We start from the raw sequence: 18,842 nt of genomic DNA on the forward strand, positions 1-18,842 counted from the left end.
TGGAATACTTGACAGTCTGCGACCGATTGTCCAGTTTGATTTACATATGGCGGCGTCCTCGTCCGCCGCATCTCCGCCGCCTGCGCGCCGCCTCCGGGGCCGCGCGCCGGGACGGACCAGCCCGGGAGAGCCCAGATGGACGCAGCCGCCAGGATCGAAGCCGCCCTGCGGGGCGTGATGCGGCGCCGGCGCGAGGGCGCGGCCCCGCCCCGGCTGGCCGACGCCCTCGACCACGCGGTGTTTCCCGGCGGCGCGCGGGTGCGCCCGCAGCTCTGCCTCGCGGTGGCGGCGGCCTGCGGGGACGACGCGCCGGCGCTCGCCGACGCGGCGGCGGCGGCGGTGGAGCTGATCCACTGCGCCAGCCTCGCCCACGACGACCTTCCCTGTTTCGACGGCGCCGACCTGCGCCGGGGGCGCGCCTCGGTCCACGCGGCCTTCGGCGAGCCGATCGCCCTGCTGGCCGGCGACGCCCTGATCGTCGCGGCCTTCGAGGCGCTGGCCGACGGCTGCGCCGCCTCCGCCCCCGCCGCCGACCGCTCCGGCCGGCTGGGGGGCATGGTGGCGACGCTGGCGCGCTTCTCCGGCGCGCCCTTCGGCATCTGCGCGGGCCAGGCCTGGGAGAGCGAGCCCTCGGTCGACGTCGCCGCCTATCACCAGGCCAAGACCGGGGCGCTGTTCGTGGCCGCGACCCGGCTGGGCGCGCTCTCGGCCGGGGCCGATCCCGATCGGTGGGAGGCGATGGGCGCGCGCATCGGCGCGGCCTACCAGGTCGCCGACGACCTGCGCGACGCGCTGCTGACCGAGGAGGAGCTGGGCAAGCCCGCCGGCCAGGACCAGGCGCTGGCCCGGCCCAGCGCGGTGGCGGAACTGGGCGTCGCCGGCGCGGCCCGGCGGCTGTCCGAGATCCTCGAGGAGGCGGTGGCCGCGATTCCCGACTGCCGCGGCGCGGGCGCGCTGCGCGAGATCGTGCGGATGCAGGCGCGGCGGCTGACGCCCTCGGGCCTCGCCGAGGCCGCCGCCTGACCGGCATGGCCGCCCTGACCGATCCCCCGGACGCGGCCGCCCCCCGCTCCCTTCTCGCGGCCTGGCGGCGGCGGCGCGACGCGCTGATCGCCTCGCCGCGCTTCCAGCGCTGGGCGGACCGCTTCCCCCTGACCCGGCCGCTGGCCCGGCGGGAGGCGCGGGCGCTGTTCGATCTGACCGCGGGCTTCGTCTATTCCCAGACGCTCGCCGCCTGCGTGGAGCTGGAGCTGTTCGAGCGTCTGCGTGACGGCCCGAAACCCCTCTCCGTCGTCGCCTCGCAGGCCGGCCTGCCGCCGGAGGCCATGGCGCGCCTGTGCCGCGCCGCCGCCGCCCTGCGCCTGCTGGAGCTGCGGGGCGAGGCGGTCTCGCTCGGTCCGCTGGGCGCCGCGGCGCTGGGCGCGCCGGGGGTGCGGGAGATGGTGCGCCACCACCGCCTGTTCTACGCCGACCTCGCCGATCCGCTGGCCCTGCTGCGCGGGGAGCGGGCGCCGGAGCTCGCGCGCTACTGGTCCTATGTCCGCGGCGGCGCGCCCTCGGCCGAGGAGGCGGCGCGCTATTCCCGCCTGATGGCCGCCTCCCAGGCGATGGTGGCCGAGGAGGTGCTGCGCGCCGGCGTGCTGCGCGGCGTGCGGCGGCTGATGGACGTGGGCGGGGGCGACGGAACCTTTCTCGAGACGGCGGCCCGGCGCCTGCCGCGGCTGCGCGGGACGCTGGTCGACCTGCCGCCCGTGGCCGCCCAGGCCGAGGCGCGCTTCGCCCGCGCCGGCCTCGGCGCCCGGCTGGAGGCGCGGGGCGGCGACATGCTGGCCGCGCCCCTGCCGCAGGGCGCCGACGCGGCGAGCCTGGTGCGCGTGCTCTACGACCACGACGCCCCGGCCGCGAGGGTGATTCTCGCCCGCGTCTTCGCGGCGCTGCCCCCGGGCGGGCGGGTGATCGTGGCCGAGCCGATGGCGGGCGGTCCGCGGCCCGACCGGGTCGGCGACGCCTACTTCGGCTTCTACACCCTCGCGATGACCTCCGGCGCCCCGCGGGAGCCCGCGGAACACGGTCGCCTGCTGGCCGAGGCGGGGTTCGACTCGGTGCGCCTGGCGCGCCGCGCGCGGTCCTTCGCGGCGACGGTGATGACGGCGCGCAAGCCCCGTTGAAGCGTCAATAATTTCTTACAGTTTTGGCCGGGTGCGACAATTTTGATTGACATATTTATGTGTCCACTTAGTCTGACACATGCCCTCAAGCAGGGCGACGAGCCCTCCGCCAGACGAGGGCGGAAAGGGTGATCCGATCATGGAGACGCGCGCAGCCGTCATGTCCCAGCCGGGACGCCTCAGCCTCGAAACGGTCGAGCTGAGCGCGCCGGGGCCGAGCGACGCCGTGATCGCGATCCGCTGGTCGGGCATCTCCTCGGGCACCGAAAAGCTGTTCTGGACCGGCGGCATGCCGGCCTTCCCGGGCATGGGCTACCCGCTGGTCCCCGGCTACGAGGCGGTGGGCGAAGTGGTCGAGGCCGGCGCCGACAGCGGCCGCCGGGTCGGCGAGGCGGTGTTCGTGCCGGGCGCGAGCTGCTTCGGCGAGCTGCGCGGCCTCTTCGGCGGCGCCGCCAGCACCCTGGTCACCGCCGGCTCCCGCCTGGTTCCGCTGGAGCAGGGCCCCCGCCCCGAGGCCGCGATCCTGGCGCTCGCCGCCACCGCACGCCACGCGATGGCGGGCCTGCGCTGCACGCCCCCCGACCTGATCGTCGGCCATGGCGTCGTCGGCCGGCTTCTGGCCCGCCTGACGCTCGCCGCCGGCGCCCCCGCCCCCACGGTGTGGGAGACGGCCCCGGCCCGGCGCGAGGGCGCGCAGGACTACCCGGTGCTCGACCCCCAGGACGATCCCCGCCGCGACTACCGCGCCGTCTACGACGCCAGCGGCGACGCCGACCTGCTCGACGCCCTGATCGGACGGGTGGCGAAGGGTGGCGAGGTGGTGCTGGCCGGCTTCTACCCGGGCCGCGTCTCCTTCGCCTTCGCGCCCGCCTTCATGAAGGAGGTCCGCCTGCGCGTCGCCGCCGAGTGGACCCCCGACGACATGCTCGCCGTCCGCCTGCTGACCGAAAGCGGGCGCCTGTCGCTCGACGGCCTGATCTCGCACCGCCGCCCGGCGGCGGACGCCCCGGCCGCCTACGCCGAGGCCTTCGGCGATCCGGCCTGCCTGAAGATGATCCTCGATTGGGAGGCGAACGCATGACCCGCACCTTTGAAATCCCCGACCTCAAGCGCGGCCCCCAGGGCTCGATCGCCGAGGCCGACCGGGCCCTGCGGGAGGAGGCGCACGCGCCGCTGGACGAGATCCCGGTGGGGGAGGCGACCTCCAAGACCCAGATCATCGCGATCTACGGCAAGGGCGGCATCGGCAAGTCCTTCACGCTCGCGAACCTCAGCCACATGATGGCCGAGCAGGGCAAGCGGGTGCTGCTGATCGGCTGCGATCCCAAGTCCGACACCACCTCGCTGCTGTTCGGCGGCAAGGCCTGCCCCACGATCATCGAGACCTCCACCCGCAAGCGCCTGGCGGGCGAGGAGGTCACCGTATCCGACGTCTGCTTCAAGCGCGGCGGCGTCTTCGCGATGGAGCTGGGCGGGCCCGAGGTCGGCCGCGGCTGCGGCGGGCGCGGCATCATCCACGGCTTCGAGACGCTGGAGAAGCTGGGCTTCCACGACTGGGATTTCGACTACGTGCTGCTCGACTTCCTGGGCGACGTGGTCTGCGGCGGCTTCGGCCTGCCGATCGCGCGGGACATGTGCCAGAAGGTGATCGTGGTCGGCTCGAACGACCTGCAGTCCCTCTACGTGGCGAACAACGTCTGCTCGGCGGTGGAATACTTCCGCAAGCTGGGCGGCAACGTCGGCGTGGCCGGCATGGTGGTCAACAAGGACGACGGATCGGGCGAGGCCGCGGCCTTCGCCGCCGCGGTCGGCATCCCGGTGCTGGCCTCGATCCCCGCCGACGACGACCTGCGCAAGAAGTCCGCCAACTACCAGATCGTCGGCACCTCGCAGAGCCGGTGGGGCGAGCTCTTCGGCCAGCTCGCCGAGCAGGTGGGCCTCGCGCCCCCGCAGAAGCCGGCGCCGCTGACCCAGGACGGGCTGCTGGGCCTGTTCGACTCCAAGGACACCGGCGGCGACTTCGTCCTCGTCCCCGCCACGCAGGAAGACATGCGCGGCAAGCTGGGCGTGGTGCGCGAGTCCCTCGAAGTGGTCTACGACGATGCTTGATCTCGACGCCCTCGCCGCCATCGAGCGCCGGCTGGACGGCCTGTCCGACGCCTGGACGCCCCCGGCCGCCCGCCGCCCCCGGCCCGAGGCCGCGCCCCGCGCGCCGGCCGAGGCCGCCCGCTGCCCCTACGCCGCGGCCGCGTCATGACCGGCCCGGGCCCCATCCGCTTCGACGCCGACGGCCGCGCGCATCTGCCGGCCGACGGCTCCGCCACGCCCGAGGCCGCGGTCGAGACGCCCCTGCATCTGGGGCAGGAGGGCGTCTCCTGCGCCTCGGGCGACCTGCGGGCCCAGGCCGCCGAGAACGGCGCCGCCGAGCTGCTGGAGCGCTACGCGGCCGACTATCCGACCGGCCCCCACGACAAGCCGCAGAGCATGTGCCCCGCCTTCGGGTCCCTGCGCGTCGGCCTGCGGATGCGGCGCACGGCGACGATCCTCTCGGGCTCGGCCTGCTGCGTCTACGGGCTGACCTTCGTCAGCCACTTCTACGGCGCCCGCCGCTCGGTCGGCTACGTGCCCTTCAATTCCGAGAGCCTGGTGACCGGCAAGCTCTTCGAGGACATCCGCGAGGCGGTCCACGAGCTGGCCGATCCCGACCGCTACGACGCGATCGTGGTGACCAACCTCTGCGTCCCCTCCGCCTCCGGCGTGCCGCTCCGGCTGCTGCCCGACCAGATCGACGGGGTGCGGATCGTGGGCATCGACGTGCCGGGCTTCGGCGTGCCGACCCATGCCGAGGCGAAGGACATCCTGGCCGGCGCGATGCTGGCCTACGCCCGGCGCGAGGTTCAGGCCGGCCCCGTCCAGGCCCCCGCCGGCGGGCGCGGCGACCGGCCGACGATCACCCTGCTGGGCGAGATGTTCCCCGCCGACCCGATGACCATCGGCGCGATGCTGGCCCCCATGGGCCTCGCCGCCGGGCCGGTCGTGCCCTGCCGGGAGTGGCGCGAGCTCTACGCCGCCCTCGACGGCGCGGCGGCGGCCGCCATCCACCCCTTCTACACCGCCTCGATCCGTGAGCTTCAGGCCGCCGGCCGCCCGGTGATCGGCTCCGCCCCCGTAGGCCGCGACGGGACCGCCGCCTGGCTGGCCGCGGTGGGCGAGGCGCTTGGGGTTCCGGCGGCGCAGATCTCCGCGGCGCAGAACGCCATGGACGGCGCCATCGCCGGGGCGCTCGCGGCCCATCGGATCGATGGGACCATCACGCTCTCGGGCTACGAGGGTTCCGAACTGCTCGTCGCCCGCCTGCTGATCGAGAGCGGCGCGAAGGTCCCCTACGTCGGGACCGCCTGCCCCCGCACGCCGTGGTCCGATGCGGACCGGGAGTGGCTGGAGGCCCATGGCGCCAAGGTCGTGTTCCGCGCCTCGCTGGAAGACGACTGCGCGGCGATGGAGGCGATCCGCCCGGATCTCGCCATCGGCACGACGCCGGTGGTGCAGAAGGCCAAGCAGCTGGGCGTGCCAGCGCTCTACTTCACCAACCTCATTTCCGCGCGCCCGCTGATGGGGCCGGCCGGCGCGGGGTCTCTGGCGCAGGTCGTCTCGGCGGCGATCTCGGGCCGGGATCGGATGGCGCGGATGCGCGGCTTCTTCGAGGGCGTCGGGACCGGCGATACGGCGGGCATCTGGGAGGGCGAGCCGAACCTCCAGCCCGAATTCCGCGCCCGCAACCTCAAGAAGCTCGAGCGCAAGGCCAAGGCGGCGAAGGCCGCGGAGATGATCTGATGCTCATCCAGGATCATGACAGGGCCGGAGGATACTGGGGCGCGGTCTATGCCTTCTGCGCCCTGAAGGGGCTGCAGGTGGTGATCGACGGCCCGGTGGGCTGCGAGAACCTGCCGGTGACCTCGGTGCTGCACTACACCGACGCGCTGCCCCCGCATGAACTTCCCATCGTGGTCACCGGCCTCGGGGAAGAGGAGCTGGGCCGCGACGGCACCGAAGGCGCCATGCGGCGCGCGTGGGAGACGCTGGACCCCGCCCTGCCGGCGGTGGTCGCCACCGGCTCGATCGCCGAGATGATCGGGGGCGGCGTCACCCCGCAGGGCACCTCGATCCAGCGCTTTCTTCCGCGCACCATCGACGAGGACCAGTGGCAGGCCGCCGACCGCGCCATGACCTGGGCCTTCCACGAATTCGGCACCACCAAGGGCCGCCTGCCCAAGGCCAAGCCCCGGGACGGCGCGCCGAAGGTCAACATCCTCGGGCCGATGTACGGCGTGTGGAACATGGCCTCCGACCTCGCCGAGATCCGGCGGCTGGTCGAGGGGATCGGCGCGCAGGTCAACATGGTGATGCCGCTGGGCGCCCATGTCGGCGAGCTCTCGCGCCTGGTCGACGCCGAGGTCAACGTCGTGATGTATCGCGAGTTCGGCCGCGGCCTGGCCGAGGCGCTGGAGCGCCCGTACCTCCAGGCGCCCATCGGGCTCGAGAGCACCACCCTCTTCCTGCGCAAGCTGGGCGAGCTGCTGGACCTCGACCCCGAGCCCTTCATCGCCCGCGAGAAGCACTCCACGCTGAAGCCCGTGTGGGACCTCTGGCGCTCGGTCACCCAGGATTTCTTCGCGACCGCGAGCTTCGCCATCGCCGCGAACGAGACCTACGCCCGCGGCGTGCGGCGGTATCTGGAGACCGACCTGGGCCTGCCGTGCGAGTTCGCGGTGGCGCGCCTCGCCGGCAAGAAGACGGACTCGGAGGCGATCCGCGGCATGATCCGCGCGCGGCGCCCGCTGGTCGTCTTCGGCTCGGTCAACGAGAAGATGTACCTGGCCGAGGCCGGGGCAGGACACGGGCCCAAGCCCGCCTTCATCGCCGCCAGCTTCCCCGGCGCCGCCATCCGGCGCGCCACCGGCACCCCCTACATGGGCTACGCCGGCGCGGTCTGGATCCTGCAGGAGACGTGCAACGCGCTGTTCGACGCGCTGTTCCACATCCTGCCGCTGGGCGCGGACATGGACGCGGCCGAGGCGACGCCCGCCACGCTGCGCCGCGACCTGCCCTGGTCGGCCGAGGCGCAGGCGCTGCTCGACGAGATGGTCGCGGCGCACCCGGTGCTGACCCGCATTTCCGCCGCGCGGACCCTGCGCGACGCGGCCGAGCGCGCCGCGCTCGCCCGCGGCGAGGGCCGCGTGGACCGCGACGACGTCGCGGATCTCGAACCCGGAGCGGGCGCCGCGCGCGCCCGGACCGGCGCCGCCGCGCAGCCGGCGGAGACGACACGCCAAGGGAGGGCGTCCGCATGACCGACTATACCAGCGATCTCAAGCCGATGCGGCGCGGGCATTCGCCGTCCGTCGAATACGGCGTCTACTTCAGCCTGATCTTCGCGATCAGCCTGCCCGGCGCGGCCCTGCGCAGCCTGGCGGCCGTCGCGCACGGCGACCTTTCCGGCCCCGGTCCCCTCCGTCGCGCGCAGGTGCGCGCGCGGGAGATCACGCCGGCCATCTTCGACGTCTGAGAGGACGTCGCTCCATTCCGGGCCGCTTCGGCGGAGCGGAATCGTCGATCGAGGGCGACCTTCGGTCGATGCTCGGCCGCGAGAGTCTCGCGGTAACAGTCGGTGCTTCCGGAGGATCGATATGACTGAAGACAAGGACGTGTCGTTCACGGGGCTGACGGATGATCAGGCCCAGGAACTTCACTCCGTCTACATGAGCGGCTTCATGCTGTTCACGGCGGTCGCAGTAATCGCGCACCTGCTGGTCCTCATCTGGCGTCCCTGGCTCTAGGAGAGAAGATCATGAGCAAGTTCTACAAGATCTGGCTGATCTTCGATCCGAGGCGCGTCTTCGTGGTGCAGGGGGTCTTTCTCTTCCTGCTCGCGGTGATGATCCATCTCGTGCTGCTTTCGACGGACCGGTACAACTGGTTCGAAGTCTCGGCCGAGAAGTACGGGGTCTCCCAACAGGAGTGACAGGTCCGGGACCGCGCGATGCGGTCCCGGACGAGACACCAATGCGGGCGGGGTCCGCCCCGCCTGCAGCTTAGGCTCCGCCGGCGCGCGTCGGCGGCATGACGCGAGGGACTGGACATGGCCTTGCTGAATTTCGAGAAGAAGTATCGCGTCAAGGGCGGCACGCTCGTCGGCGGCGATCTGTTCGACTTCTGGATCGGGCCGTTCTACGTCGGGTTCTTCGGCGTCACCACGGCGTTCTTCGCCGCCCTGGGCACGATCCTAATCTTCTGGGGGGCGGCCCTGCAGGGCACGTTCAATCCCTGGACGATCTCCATCGCCCCGCCCGACCTGTCGTACGGCCTGGGCCTCGCGCCGCTGGCCGAGGGCGGGCTGTGGCAGGTGATCACGATGTGCGCCACGGCCGCCTTCGTCAGCTGGGCCCTGCGCGAGGTCGAGATCTGCCGCAAGCTCGGCATCGGCTACCACGTGCCGATCGCCTTCAGCTTCGCGATCCTGGCCTACGTCACGCTGGTGATCTTCCGCCCGCTGCTGCTGGGCGCATGGGGACACGGGTTCCCCTACGGGATCTTCAGCCATTTGGACTGGGTGTCGAACGTCGGCTACCAGTACCTGCACTTCCACTACAATCCGGCGCACATGCTGGCGGTGACCTTCTTCTTCACCACCACCTTCGCGCTGTCCCTTCACGGCTCGCTGATCCTGTCGGCGGTCAACCCGCAGAAGGGCGAGGAGATCCGCACGCCGGATCATGAGGACACCTACTTCCGCGACTTCATCGGCTACTCGGTCGGCACGCTGGGCATCCACCGCCTGGGCCTGCTGCTGGCCCTGAACGCCGCCTTCTGGAGCGCGGTCTGCATCATCATCTCCGGCCCGCTGTGGACCCGCGGCTGGCCCGAGTGGTGGAACTGGTGGCTCGATCTGCCGATCTGGCCTGGCCAGGGAGGGGTTTGAGCGATGGCCGAGTATCAGAACGTCTTCACGCAGTTCCAGGTGCGAGGTCCCGCCGAGATGGGCCTCGCCGGCGGCGGCGCCGAACACGAGCGCAGCGAGGGAACCACCTTCTCGAACCTTTTGGGCTGGATCGGCAACGCCCAGCTCGGGCCCATCCACCTGGGCTGGTTCGGGGTGATCTCGCTCGCCACCGGGATCCTGTCGCTGAACATCATCGGCTTCAACATGCTGGCCCAGGTCGGCTGGTCGATCCCCGAGTTCTTCCGCCAGGGCTTCTGGCTGGCGCTCGAGCCGCCGGGGCCCGAGAACGGCCTGCGCATCCCCCCGATGCGCGACGGAGGCTGGTGGTTCCTGTCCTCGTTCTTCATCCTCGTCTCGGTGATGGCGTGGTGGGTGCGCTCCTACCTTCGGGCGGTGGCGCTGGGCATGGGCACGCACGTGGCCTGGGCCTTCGCGGCGGCGATCTGGCTGATGCTGGTGCTGAACCTGTTCCGCCCGATCCTGATGGGAACCTGGTCCGAGGCGGTGCCCTACGGGATCTTCCCGCACCTCGACTGGACCACGGCGTTCTCGCTTCGCTACGGGAACCTCTACTACAACCCCTTCCACTGCCTCTCGATCGTGTTCCTCTACGGCTCGGTGCTGCTGTTCGCGATGCACGGCGCCACGATCCTGGCCGTCACCCGCCTGGGCGGCGACCGGGAGCTGGAGCAGATCGTGGACCGCGGCACCGCCTCGGAGCGCGCGGCCCTGTTCTGGCGCTGGACCATGGGCTTCAACGCCACGATGGAGGGGATTCACCGCTGGGCCTGGTGGTTCGCCGTTCTGACGCCGATCACCGGCGGCATCGGCATCCTCCTGACCGGCACCGTCGTCGACAACTGGTATCTCTGGGCGGTGGAGCACCACTTCGCCCCGGCCTACGACGGCGCCTACGGCTATGAAGCCTACACGACCGGCGGGGAGTGAGAGCGATGTTCGGACCCTCAGGCAAGTTCCGCTGGTTCGACGAGTGGAACCGCAAGCGCCCCTTCGACCTGGTCAAGACGGCGCTCCCCGCGGGGATCCTCGGCGGCGCGGTGTTCGTCGCGGCGGCGATCGTCATCCTGGGCAACCCGCTGGAGAAGGAGGCGGTGCAGACCGGCCCCCGCGGCACGGGCATGGTCAAGATCGACGCGCCCGGCAAGCTGATGGCGCTGGAGGCGGTGAACATCCTGCCGCCTTCGGACGCGCCCTGGCCGGTCGAGGAAGGCGCGATGCTCGCCGGCGAGGCCTATGAGAACGTGCAGGTGCTGGGTCACCTCACGGTCGACAACTTCAACCGCGTGATGGCCGGCATCACCGAGTGGGTGGCCCCCGAGGAGGGCTGCGCCTACTGCCACGCCGAGGACGGCTTCGCCTCGGACGACGTCTACACCAAGACCGTCGCCCGGCGGATGATCGAGATGACCTGGGCGCTGAACCAGGACTGGGAGGTCCACACCGCCCCGACCGGCGTCACCTGCTACACCTGCCACCGCGGCAACAACGTGCCGCCCTACCTGTGGACCAAGCTGCCGCCGGTGAACGAGACGGTGGGCCCCACGGCCGCCTTCCAGAACCGCGGGATGTCGCTGACCAACTACACCTCGCTGCCGGCGAACGCGATCGAGGCCTATCTCCTCGACGGGGAGCTGGTGGCGGTCAACGACCAGGCGCCGCGGGTCGACAACGCAGGCCTGCCCGGCATGAAGGAGACCGAGCGGACCTACGCGCTGATGATGCATTTCACCCAGAGCCTGGGCGTGAACTGCACCTTCTGCCACAACACCCGCGCGGTGAACGACCCGACCCAGCTGACGCCCCAGTGGACCACCGCCACCATGGGCATCTCGATGGTCCAGGACGTGAACCAGAGCTGGGTCGCCCCGCTCGCAGAGCTGCTGCCCGAGCATCGCCTCGGCCCGCTCGGCGACGCGCCCAAGGTCTACTGCCTGACCTGCCACCAGGGCGCGACCAAGCCCCTGCTGGGGCAGAGCATGCTCGGCGACTGGCCCGAGCTGGTCTCGGCCGAGCCGGTCTACGACTGACGGCCCGACGACGACGGCGGGAGGGCGGCGCAGGCCGCCCTCCCCGTCCCCCTCATCCGCCCCGCGCCGCCCCGTCGGGACCCCGCTCCCGCGCGACGCATCGCAAGGGAGCGCGACCATGACCTCCACCCCCCCGCCGCATCGCCCGCACACCCCGCACCTGGACCGCGCGCCCTGGCCCGCGGACCTCTCGGCCCTGAGCGACGCCGAGCTGACGCGCCTGGCCGACGAACTGCGGGCGGAGACGATCTCCGCCGTGTCGGTCACCGGGGGGCATCTGGGGTCGGGATTGGGGGTGGTGGAGCTGTCGGTGGCGCTGCACGCGGTCTTCGACGCGCCGCGCGACAAGATCATCTGGGACGTCGGGCACCAGTGCTATCCGCACAAGATCCTGACCGGCCGGCGCGACCGCATCCGCACCCTGCGCCAGGGCGGCGGCCTGTCCGGCTTCACCAAGCGGGCCGAGAGCGACTACGACCCGTTCGGCGCCGCGCATAGCTCCACCTCGATCTCCGCGGGCCTCGGCTTCGCGGCCGCCCGCGACCTGGGGGCCCCGGGCGTGGGCGACGTGGTGGCGGTGATCGGCGACGGCGCGATGAGCGCCGGTATGGCGTGGGAGGCGATGAACAACGCCGGCGCGCTGGGCAAGCGCCTCTTCGTGATCCTCAACGACAACGAGATGTCGATCTCGCCGCCCGTCGGCGCGCTCTCCGAATACCTCTCCCGCATCTACGCCGCCGGTCCCCTGCACGACCTGAAGGCGATGGCCGAGGGCGCCGCCGCCCTGCTGCCGGGCCCGGCGCGCGAGGGCGCCCGGCGCGCCCGCGACCTGGTGCGCGGCGCGGCGCTGGGCGGGACGCTGTTCGAGGAGCTGGGCTTCTCCTACGTCGGGCCGATCGACGGGCATGACATGGGCCAGCTCCTGCGGGTGATGCGCACGGCGCGGGCGCGGGCCGACGGGCCGGTGCTGATCCACTGCCTGACCGTGAAGGGCAAGGGCTACGCCCCCGCCGAGTCGAGCGCGGACAAGTATCACGGCGTCACCAAATTCGACGTGGTCAGCGGCGAGCAGGCCAAGGGCAAGCCCGCCGCCCCCAGCTACACCGCCGTCTTCGGCGAGCAGCTGACCCGCGCCGCCGCCGCCGACCCCAAGGTGGTGGGCATCACCGCCGCGATGGCCGAGGGGAGCGGGATCTCCAAGCTCATGGCCCGGTTCCCCGAGCGCGCCTTCGACGTCGGCATCGCCGAGCAGCACGCGGTGACCTTCGCCGCCGGGCTGGCGGCGGCGGGGATGAAGCCGTTCTGCGCGATCTACTCGACCTTCCTGCAACGCGCCTACGACCAGGTGGTCCACGACGTGGCGCTGCAGAACCTGCCCGTGCGCTTCGCGCTCGACCGCGCGGGGCTGGTGGGGGCGGACGGGGCGACGCACGCGGGGTCCTTCGACCTCGCCTACCTGTGCACGCTGCCCAACTTCACGGTGATGGCCGCGGCCGACGAGGCGGAGCTGGCGCGCATGGTCGCCACGGCCGCGGTCCACGACTCCGGTCCCATCGCCTTCCGCTATCCGCGCGGGAACGGCACGGGCGTCGCGATCCCCGAGGTTCCCGAGCCGCTCGAGATCGGCCGCGGGCGCGTGCTGCGCGAGGGCTCGGCGGTGGCGCTGCTGTCGCTCGGCGGCCGGCTGGGCGAGTGCCTGGCCGCGGCGCAGGCGCTGGAGGCCCGCGGCCTGACCTGCACCGTCGCCGACGCGCGCTTCGCCAAGCCCCTGGACCGGGAGCTGATCCTGCGCCTTGCCCGCGACCACGCCGCCCTGATCACGGTCGAGGAAGGCGCCGCCGGCGGCTTCGGCGCCCATGTCCTGCACCTGCTGGCGGCCGAGGGCGCGCTGGACCGCGGCCTGTGCATCCGCACCCTGACGCTGCCCGACCGCTTCATCGACCAGGACTCGCCCGAGCGGATGTACGCCGAGGCGGGGCTTACCGCCGACGACATCGCCACCGGCGCCCTCGCCGCGCTGGGCGTGGACGCGGCGATGGAGGTGGCCACCGCCTGACGACATCGCCGCGCGAAAAACAGCGCCGCGTCCGGGAGGCCGGACGCGGCGCTGGTTCGTTCTGCGGGGGGGCCGCCCTGGCCTGGGCGGAAGCGGCGGAGAGAAGCGGAGCCGCCGCAACCGGGCCGCCCCGGGGCAGGCCCGGGGCGCGTCGCGCGGGGAGGGCGCGATCGCGCTCAGGCCGCGGCGCGGGCCAGCGCGCACTGGCTCCACAGTCCGTGGAGGGCGGAGGCGAGCCGGTCGATGTCGGCCTCGGTGTGCAGGGGCGAGGGCGTGAAGCGCAGCCGCTCCGTCCCCTTGGGCACGGTGGGGTAGTTGATCGGCTGCACGTAGATCCCGTGCTCGTCGAGCAGGATGTCCGAGAGCAGCTTGCACTTCACCGGGTCCTTCACCATCACCGGCACGATGTGGGAGGGGTTGGGCAGGTGCGGGATCCCCAGCCGGTCCAGCCGCGCGCGCAGCATAGCCACCGCTCGGCGCTGGGCCAGCCGCTCGGCGTCGCTTTCCTTCAGGTGGCGGATCGAGACGCAGGCGCCCGCCGCCACCGCCGGCGGCAGCGAGGTGGTGAAGATGAAGCCCGAGGCGAAGCTGCGCACGAAATCGCACACCGCCGCCGAGGCCGCGATGTAGCCGCCGACCACCCCGAACGCCTTGCCCAGCGTGCCCTCGATGATGGTGATGCGGTCCATCAGCCCCTCGCGCTCGGCCACGCCCCCGCCGCGGGGGCCGTAGAGGCCGACGGCATGCACCTCGTCGAGGTAGGTCATCGCGCCGTAGCGGTCGGCGAGGTCGCAGATCTCCTTGATCGGGGCGATGTCGCCGTCCATCGAATAGACGCTCTCGAAGGCGATCAGCTTGGGGCGGCCGGGCTCGACGGAGGCGAGCTGCCGCTCGAGGTCGGCGAGGTCGTTGTGCTTCCAGATCCGCTTCTCGGCGCGGGAATGGCGCACGCCCTCGATCATCGAGGCGTGGTTCAGCGCATCCGACAGGATCACGCAGCCCGGCAGGCGGGCGCCCAGCGTGGACAGCGTCGCCCAGTTCGAGACGTAGCCGGAGGTGAACAGCAGCGCCGCCTCCTTGCCGTGGAGGTCGGCGAGCTCGCGCTCCAGCTCCACGTGGTGGACGTTGGTGCCCGAGATGTTGCGGGTGCCGCCGGCGCCCGCGCCGCAGCTGTCGATCGCGGCCTTCATCGCCTCGGCCACCGCCGGGTTCTGGCCCATCCCGAGATAGTCGTTCGAGCACCAGACCGTGACATGGTCGCGCCCGCCCTCATGGCGGCGGGTGGCGCGGGGGAAGTCGCCCGCATGGCGTTCCAGGTTGGCGAACCAGCGGTAGTTGCCCTCGGCCCGCAAGGCGTCGAGCTGCGCTGAAAAGGCGGAGTCGAACCGGGTTTTCTGGTCCATGTCGGGTCCTTTCGGGGCTTCAAGGCGCGGGTTTGCGGGCGCCTCTGGCTTCGGTCCAGCGCCACAGGACGCCATCGGGAATGGGAACGACCATCAGCCAGTGCTCGACGAGCGCCAGCGCGGTGAGGGCGGCGACGAGCGCCGCGCCGACGGCGGCGACCGGGGCCTCGGCCGTGGCCGCCGTCCAGATCCAGCCGCCCGCCGCCAGCGTCAGCAGGGTGACCGAGACGGCGAAGAACGGGGTGGGGCGGCGGATGCGAAAATGGCTCGCCACATGCGACAGGCGTCGGGGCAGCATCTCGGCATGCACGTGCGGCACGCCGAGCCAGAGGTTCAGCTTCGCGGTCAGCCGCGCGCCGAAGAGGGTGGCGAAGGTCCAGAAGGCGACCGGGTTGGCCGCGCCCTCGAGATGCAGCCAGAGGGCGGCGAGGGCGGCGACGAGGCTCATCTCGGAATAGGCGATCACGCCCCAGGCGCGCACGAAGCGCTCCCACTCCGGCACGTCCTCGGGGCAGGGGCGCAGCACCGGGCCGGTGAGGACGCCGGTGAGGAAGGCGAGCTCGATCCAGCCCCAGATGGCGATGGCCGAGAGGAACGCGTGGTAGGCGCCGGCGGCGGAGCCGTCGTCGCGGCTGAGGAACACCCCCGCCGCGCCGAGCGCGAGCACCGGCAGCGAGAACAGCGCCGCCCGGGCGGGGGCTCCGCTGCGCCCCCGCTCGGCCCGGTTGACGACCAGCAGGATCAGGCCGGTGGAGAACCACCAGGTGAAGAGCGCGAAGCCCGCCGCCGCCCATCCGCTCGTCATCGCGCCGCCTCCCGTTCCGCCGCGCCGCTCACCACGCCGGCTCGAGCCGGCTGGAGACGGGCGGGGCGTTGCGCTTGACCGGGATCAGGTAGAGGCCGGCGAAGGTCGCGGCGGCGCGGGCGGAGTGCCAGCCCCGCGCGATCCGGCCGCCGATCCCGCCCCGCTTCCGCGCGGCGTCGAGATCCTCGAAGATCCCGCGCATCCGGGTCAGCCCCGCCTGCCAGCGCGGATTGTCGAGGTCGAGCTCCAGCGGGAACACCTGCCGCGAGATCTCCGACGTCAGGCGGAACACCTGGTCGTCGTACCAGTCGATGTCGACGCCCAGCGCCTCGTGGAAGGCGGGCCGGGCGTGGTCGCGCACATGCATGGTGGCGAAGACGGCCACCAGGAAGAACCGGATCCAGAGCTTGTTGACCCCCGAGGTCAGCTTGGGGTCGGTGCGCATCAGGAGCGCGAAGGCCTCGCCGTGGCGGAACTCGTCGTTGCACCACTGCTCGAACCACTTGAAGATCGGGTGGAAGCGCTTCTCGGGGTGCCGCTCGAGGTGGCGGAAGATGGTGATGTAGCGGGCGTAGCCGATCTTCTCGCTGAGATAGGTGGCGTAGTAGATGAACTTCGGGCGGAAGTAGGTGTACTTCTTCGACCGGGTCAGGAAGCCCAGGTTCACCGCCACGTTGGCCTCGCGCAGCGCGTCGTTGATGAAGCCCGCGTGGCGCGCCTCGTCCCGCGACATGTAGGAGAAGAGCTCGCAGATGTCGGGGTTCGACCCGCGCCGCTTCATCTCCTTGTACAGGACGCAGCCCGAGAACTCGGCGGTCAGCGAGGAGACGAGGAAGTCGATCAGCTCCTTGCGCAGCTCCGGCTCCATGCCCTCGAAGTCGACCGCGTCCCAGTCGGCGGTCTTCTTGAAGTGGCGCTTGTTCGGATCGGCCTTCATCTCGGCCAGCAGCGCGTCCCACTCCTCGCGCACCGGGGAGACGTCGATGCGGTCCATCTCGTCGAAATCGGTGGTGTAGAAGCGCGGGTTCAGGAGCGTGGTCTCGGTGGCCATCGCCTGGGTGTCGAAGCCCTCGGGGATCGGCGCGCCGCGGGCGTCGATGCCGGCCGCGACGGCCTCGGGGCTGTCGGGATGGAACTCGGGCCGGGCGTTCATAGCCGGATCTCCTCGGAAAAGCTGAACTCGCACAGTTCCATGAACTCCAGGTCGCCGGTGGCGCGGGTCCACAGGCGTTCGGCGAGGCTGGCGCGGGTGATGGTGGCCTGGCGGTCCTCGCGGATCACCTCGCCCCAGCGGGCCATGACCGGGGCGCCGTGGACGATGACCTCGTCGCCGGGATGCACGACCGAGCCGTCGTTGAAGCGGACATGGGCGTGGAGGCTTTCGAAGCGGTGCGAGACCTCGACCGTGCAGGGCACCGTCTCGCGTCGTTTGGACAGCAGTCTCATTGCAGGTCTCCCTTGGTCTGGGCGGAGCCGGGCGGAGGCAGGAGGGCGGCGAAGGCGGCCTCGTTGTCCTTGCCGAAGGCTTTGAGCTCGACCCGCCAGCCGGTCTGGGGGTCGATCAGGCGCAGGCTGCCGTCGGCGTGCAGCGTCAGCCGGGCGGGGGCGAGCGCGGGGGCGCCGTCGACGGTGCGCACCCGGTTCATGGCGCGCCCGACGCCGGCGATGAAGCCGGCCTGGCCGGCGCCGCGCTCCAGGATCAGGGCGCCGTCGCCGTCGAGCACGCGGGCCGCCCCGTCGGGCTGCGAGAGGATGACGATGTCGCGCGCGGCCACCACCGGGGACTCCGGCGGGGTGGCCGCGGGCGTGGCCCCGGTCAGCCGCGCGTAGGAGGCGATGACCAGGCTCAGCAGCACCATCAGGCCGATGGCGCGCAGCAGGCCCTTGGGGATCCGATCGCGGGCGTCGCTGTGCAGGGCGGGGGCGGCGTGCATGGCGGGCGCTCCTATTCCGCGGCCAGGGCGGCGGGGGCGCGGGCGCCGGCCGCCTCGAAGGCCTGCTCCTCCAGCCGGGCCTCGGCGGCCTCGGCGAGGAGGCGGGCCACGGTCTCGGGCTGGGGGATGCAGCGCAGCGTCGGCTGGGTGCGGCGCATGTGCCAGGGGCGCACGTGCGGCCAGCAGACGAAGTAGGAGATCCGGTCCGACCCGGTCAGGGCCAGCGACAGGTCGCCGGTCCCCAGGGGGCCGCGCTTCAGGTCCACCGCGCCGATCCAGCGATAGGGCAGGTTCAGCGTCACGGTCAGCGCGGCGCCGATGCGCATCGCCACCCGCCGGGTGGTGATCGTGTAGACGGTCGCCTTGGCCAGCACCCAGGCGATCCCCGCCAGGATCGCGCAGGCCGCGATCCCCAGCACCAGGAACAGGGCCGCGCCCTGCAGGCCGGTCACCGGGTCGCGGTCGAGGTCGATCGCGACCCGCCACACCGCCAGGGCGGCGAAATAGGCCATGACCCAGCGCAGGCCCATCGCCTCCAGCGCCAGGGCCCGCCAGTCGGGCGCGCCCTGCCACAGGATCCGTTCGCCCTCGGGCGGGACGCCCGGAAGGCCGCGGATCGGTTCGACGTGGTAGTCGTCATGGGTCATGTCGCGCGCCCCCTCAGATCTGCGGTTCGAGACGGGCGGGGTCGGCGTAGAGCTTGCCGCCGCACCAGTAGGCGGAGATCTTGTCCTCCTCGAGCAGGGTGATCTCGGCGTCGGTCTTCGTCTGCGGCACGCCGGGGATCTGCGCGGCGTAGAGGGCGTGGATCTTCACCCCCGCCTTGCGCACCCGCGCGAGCGGCATCGGCAGCAGGCGCCGGCCGTTTCCGCCCGAGAGCTCGATCTCCAGGTAGCGGGCCAGCTGCTCGGGCCGGTCGACCCAGACGTCGGAGACGTGGCCCACCTCGATCCCGTCGCCCGAGAGCACCGGCAGGCCGCGCGGGTCGCGCCCGGCGGCCACCGCGAAGCCCTCGCACATGCGCATCGGCACGATCTTGGGCAGGCCGTGGCCGTCGAGCTCGGGCACGTCGCGCCGCTCGGCCCAGGCGGCCGGGCCGACGCCGTCGGCCAGCGGATCGCCGGTCGGCTCGTAGGGGTAGCCCGAGAACTCGAACTCCCGCCCCATCGCGAACTCGCGCTTGTCGCCGTTGTCGCCGGGGACCGAGACCTCGCCGCGGCCGAAGGGCAGGCGGAAGGTCTTGGGCGAGGGCACCGGGAACGGGCCCTGGTTGGCGGCGGGGGCGCCGCTTTCGTCGACCAGCGGGTAGCCCTCGCGCATGTTCTCGCGCTGCAGGTACCAGATCAGGGCGGCGAAGAAGATCCAGAAGGCGTAGAGCGCCACGAGGGCGAGATCCACGGTTCCGATGATGGTCTCGGTCATGTCGAG

21 protein-coding genes are annotated in these 18,842 nt (G+C 72.1%); 14 read left to right on the top strand and 7 right to left on the bottom strand.

Annotated elements, in window-relative coordinates; genetic code table 11:
* Positions 1–135: 135 nt before the first annotated feature.
* From P2H44_RS02870 to dxs, 14 genes are all read left to right on the top strand, one after another.
* Positions 136–1,023 carry a polyprenyl synthetase family protein gene (locus P2H44_RS02870; protein ID WP_275761905.1) on the top strand — a complete coding sequence of 296 codons (888 nt, stop codon included), beginning with the start codon at positions 136–138 and terminating at the stop codon, positions 1,021–1,023.
* A 5-nt stretch (positions 1,024–1,028) separates the two neighbouring features.
* Entirely contained in the window at positions 1,029–2,168 is a 1,140-nt protein-coding gene (locus P2H44_RS02875) for a methyltransferase (protein WP_275761906.1), read from the top strand.
* A 139-nt stretch (positions 2,169–2,307) separates the two neighbouring features.
* A complete protein-coding gene (gene bchC, locus P2H44_RS02880; RefSeq protein ID WP_275761907.1) occupies positions 2,308–3,249 on the top strand; it encodes a chlorophyll synthesis pathway protein BchC in 942 nt (313 codons plus the stop codon).
* Positions 3,246–4,277 carry a chlorophyllide a reductase iron protein subunit X gene (locus tag P2H44_RS02885; protein ID WP_275761908.1) on the top strand — a complete coding sequence of 344 codons (1,032 nt, stop codon included), beginning with the start codon at positions 3,246–3,248 and terminating at the stop codon, positions 4,275–4,277. The genes bchC and P2H44_RS02885 overlap by 4 nt, the downstream gene beginning before the upstream one ends.
* Positions 4,270–4,425 carry a hypothetical protein gene (locus tag P2H44_RS02890; protein ID WP_275761909.1) on the top strand — a complete coding sequence of 52 codons (156 nt, stop codon included), beginning with the start codon at positions 4,270–4,272 and terminating at the stop codon, positions 4,423–4,425. The genes P2H44_RS02885 and P2H44_RS02890 overlap by 8 nt, the downstream gene beginning before the upstream one ends.
* A complete protein-coding gene (bchY, locus tag P2H44_RS02895; RefSeq protein ID WP_275761910.1) occupies positions 4,422–6,002 on the top strand; it encodes a chlorophyllide a reductase subunit Y in 1,581 nt (526 codons plus the stop codon). Before P2H44_RS02890 ends, bchY begins: the two co-directional genes overlap by 4 nt.
* Positions 6,002–7,519: a chlorophyllide a reductase subunit Z gene (gene bchZ, locus P2H44_RS02900; RefSeq protein ID WP_275761911.1), complete on the top strand. Its 1,518-nt coding sequence runs from the start codon at positions 6,002–6,004 to the stop codon at positions 7,517–7,519. Before bchY ends, bchZ begins: the two co-directional genes overlap by 1 nt.
* A complete protein-coding gene (gene pufQ, locus P2H44_RS02905) occupies positions 7,516–7,734 on the top strand; it encodes a cytochrome PufQ (protein ID WP_275761912.1) in 219 nt (72 codons plus the stop codon). The genes bchZ and pufQ overlap by 4 nt, the downstream gene beginning before the upstream one ends.
* Before the next feature lie 121 nt (positions 7,735–7,855).
* Complete coding sequence (gene pufB / locus P2H44_RS02910) at positions 7,856–8,005, top strand: light-harvesting antenna LH1, beta subunit (RefSeq protein WP_092857895.1); 150 nt, start codon at positions 7,856–7,858, stop codon at positions 8,003–8,005.
* 11 nt (positions 8,006–8,016) lie between these two features.
* On the top strand, positions 8,017–8,190 hold the full coding sequence (gene pufA, locus P2H44_RS02915; RefSeq protein WP_275761913.1) for a light-harvesting antenna LH1, alpha subunit: 174 nt from the start codon (positions 8,017–8,019) through the stop codon (positions 8,188–8,190).
* 117 nt (positions 8,191–8,307) lie between these two features.
* Entirely contained in the window at positions 8,308–9,147 is an 840-nt protein-coding gene (gene pufL / locus P2H44_RS02920; protein ID WP_275761914.1) for a photosynthetic reaction center subunit L, read from the top strand.
* A gap of 3 nt (positions 9,148–9,150) precedes the next feature.
* On the top strand, positions 9,151–10,116 hold the full coding sequence (gene pufM, locus P2H44_RS02925; RefSeq protein ID WP_275761915.1) for a photosynthetic reaction center subunit M: 966 nt from the start codon (positions 9,151–9,153) through the stop codon (positions 10,114–10,116).
* Positions 10,117–10,121: 5 nt separating this feature from the next.
* On the top strand, positions 10,122–11,216 hold the full coding sequence (gene pufC, locus P2H44_RS02930; RefSeq protein ID WP_275761916.1) for a photosynthetic reaction center cytochrome PufC: 1,095 nt from the start codon (positions 10,122–10,124) through the stop codon (positions 11,214–11,216).
* A gap of 118 nt (positions 11,217–11,334) precedes the next feature.
* Positions 11,335–13,272: a 1-deoxy-D-xylulose-5-phosphate synthase gene (gene dxs, locus P2H44_RS02935; protein WP_275761917.1), complete on the top strand. Its 1,938-nt coding sequence runs from the start codon at positions 11,335–11,337 to the stop codon at positions 13,270–13,272.
* A 176-nt stretch (positions 13,273–13,448) separates the two neighbouring features.
* Here dxs and hemA read toward each other — a convergent pair whose 3' ends face one another.
* From hemA to puhA, 7 genes are read right to left on the bottom strand one after another with little or no spacing between them, the layout of a single operon-like run.
* Entirely contained in the window at positions 13,449–14,675 is a 1,227-nt protein-coding gene (hemA, locus tag P2H44_RS02940; RefSeq protein ID WP_275761918.1) for a 5-aminolevulinate synthase, read from the bottom strand.
* 19 nt (positions 14,676–14,694) lie between these two features.
* Positions 14,695–15,480 (bottom strand): putative photosynthetic complex assembly protein PuhE, encoded by a 786-nt coding sequence (gene puhE, locus P2H44_RS02945; RefSeq protein ID WP_275761919.1) that lies wholly within the window; start codon positions 15,478–15,480, stop codon positions 14,695–14,697.
* A gap of 28 nt (positions 15,481–15,508) precedes the next feature.
* Positions 15,509–16,633: a magnesium-protoporphyrin IX monomethyl ester (oxidative) cyclase gene (gene acsF / locus P2H44_RS02950; RefSeq protein WP_275761920.1), complete on the bottom strand. Its 1,125-nt coding sequence runs from the start codon at positions 16,631–16,633 to the stop codon at positions 15,509–15,511.
* A complete protein-coding gene (locus P2H44_RS02955; protein ID WP_275761921.1) occupies positions 16,630–16,926 on the bottom strand; it encodes a hypothetical protein in 297 nt (98 codons plus the stop codon). Before P2H44_RS02955 ends, acsF begins: the two co-directional genes overlap by 4 nt.
* Complete coding sequence (puhC, locus tag P2H44_RS02960) at positions 16,923–17,414, bottom strand: photosynthetic complex assembly protein PuhC (protein WP_275761922.1); 492 nt, start codon at positions 17,412–17,414, stop codon at positions 16,923–16,925. Before puhC ends, P2H44_RS02955 begins: the two co-directional genes overlap by 4 nt.
* An 11-nt stretch (positions 17,415–17,425) precedes the next feature.
* Positions 17,426–18,061, bottom strand: coding sequence for a photosynthetic complex putative assembly protein PuhB (puhB, locus tag P2H44_RS02965; RefSeq protein WP_275761923.1), 636 nt, complete (start codon positions 18,059–18,061; stop codon positions 17,426–17,428).
* A gap of 13 nt (positions 18,062–18,074) precedes the next feature.
* Positions 18,075–18,836, bottom strand: a complete 762-nt coding sequence (gene puhA, locus P2H44_RS02970; protein ID WP_275761924.1) for a photosynthetic reaction center subunit H — start codon at positions 18,834–18,836, stop codon at positions 18,075–18,077.
* Between the last annotated feature and the right edge of the window lie 6 nt (positions 18,837–18,842).

It is taken from the genome of Albimonas marina (assembly GCF_029223255.1).
Taxonomy (GTDB): domain Bacteria; phylum Pseudomonadota; class Alphaproteobacteria; order Rhodobacterales; family Rhodobacteraceae; genus Albimonas.

Excerpts from the sequence above, each read along its gene's own strand:
- P2H44_RS02955 (WP_275761921.1), bottom strand. The coding sequence starts at position 16,926 with ATGAGACTGCTGTCCAAACGACGCGAGACGGTGCCCTGCACGGTCGAG.
- pufC (WP_275761916.1), top strand. The coding sequence starts at position 10,122 with ATGTTCGGACCCTCAGGCAAGTTCCGCTGGTTCGACGAGTGGAACCGC.
- P2H44_RS02870 (WP_275761905.1), top strand. The coding sequence starts at position 136 with ATGGACGCAGCCGCCAGGATCGAAGCCGCCCTGCGGGGCGTGATGCGG.
- bchZ (WP_275761911.1), top strand. The coding sequence starts at position 6,002 with ATGCTCATCCAGGATCATGACAGGGCCGGAGGATACTGGGGCGCGGTC.
- pufQ (WP_275761912.1), top strand. The coding sequence starts at position 7,516 with ATGACCGACTATACCAGCGATCTCAAGCCGATGCGGCGCGGGCATTCG.
- pufB (WP_092857895.1), top strand. The coding sequence starts at position 7,856 with ATGACTGAAGACAAGGACGTGTCGTTCACGGGGCTGACGGATGATCAG.
- puhE (WP_275761919.1), bottom strand. The coding sequence starts at position 15,480 with ATGACGAGCGGATGGGCGGCGGCGGGCTTCGCGCTCTTCACCTGGTGG.
- puhB (WP_275761923.1), bottom strand. The coding sequence starts at position 18,061 with ATGACCCATGACGACTACCACGTCGAACCGATCCGCGGCCTTCCGGGC.
- P2H44_RS02875 (WP_275761906.1), top strand. The coding sequence starts at position 1,029 with ATGGCCGCCCTGACCGATCCCCCGGACGCGGCCGCCCCCCGCTCCCTT.
- P2H44_RS02885 (WP_275761908.1), top strand. The coding sequence starts at position 3,246 with ATGACCCGCACCTTTGAAATCCCCGACCTCAAGCGCGGCCCCCAGGGC.
- bchY (WP_275761910.1), top strand. The coding sequence starts at position 4,422 with ATGACCGGCCCGGGCCCCATCCGCTTCGACGCCGACGGCCGCGCGCAT.
- pufL (WP_275761914.1), top strand. The coding sequence starts at position 8,308 with ATGGCCTTGCTGAATTTCGAGAAGAAGTATCGCGTCAAGGGCGGCACG.
- puhA (WP_275761924.1), bottom strand. The coding sequence starts at position 18,836 with ATGACCGAGACCATCATCGGAACCGTGGATCTCGCCCTCGTGGCGCTC.
- bchC (WP_275761907.1), top strand. The coding sequence starts at position 2,308 with ATGGAGACGCGCGCAGCCGTCATGTCCCAGCCGGGACGCCTCAGCCTC.
- pufM (WP_275761915.1), top strand. The coding sequence starts at position 9,151 with ATGGCCGAGTATCAGAACGTCTTCACGCAGTTCCAGGTGCGAGGTCCC.
- acsF (WP_275761920.1), bottom strand. The coding sequence starts at position 16,633 with ATGAACGCCCGGCCCGAGTTCCATCCCGACAGCCCCGAGGCCGTCGCG.
- dxs (WP_275761917.1), top strand. The coding sequence starts at position 11,335 with ATGACCTCCACCCCCCCGCCGCATCGCCCGCACACCCCGCACCTGGAC.
- puhC (WP_275761922.1), bottom strand. The coding sequence starts at position 17,414 with ATGCACGCCGCCCCCGCCCTGCACAGCGACGCCCGCGATCGGATCCCC.
- P2H44_RS02890 (WP_275761909.1), top strand. The coding sequence starts at position 4,270 with ATGCTTGATCTCGACGCCCTCGCCGCCATCGAGCGCCGGCTGGACGGC.
- pufA (WP_275761913.1), top strand. The coding sequence starts at position 8,017 with ATGAGCAAGTTCTACAAGATCTGGCTGATCTTCGATCCGAGGCGCGTC.
- hemA (WP_275761918.1), bottom strand. The coding sequence starts at position 14,675 with ATGGACCAGAAAACCCGGTTCGACTCCGCCTTTTCAGCGCAGCTCGAC.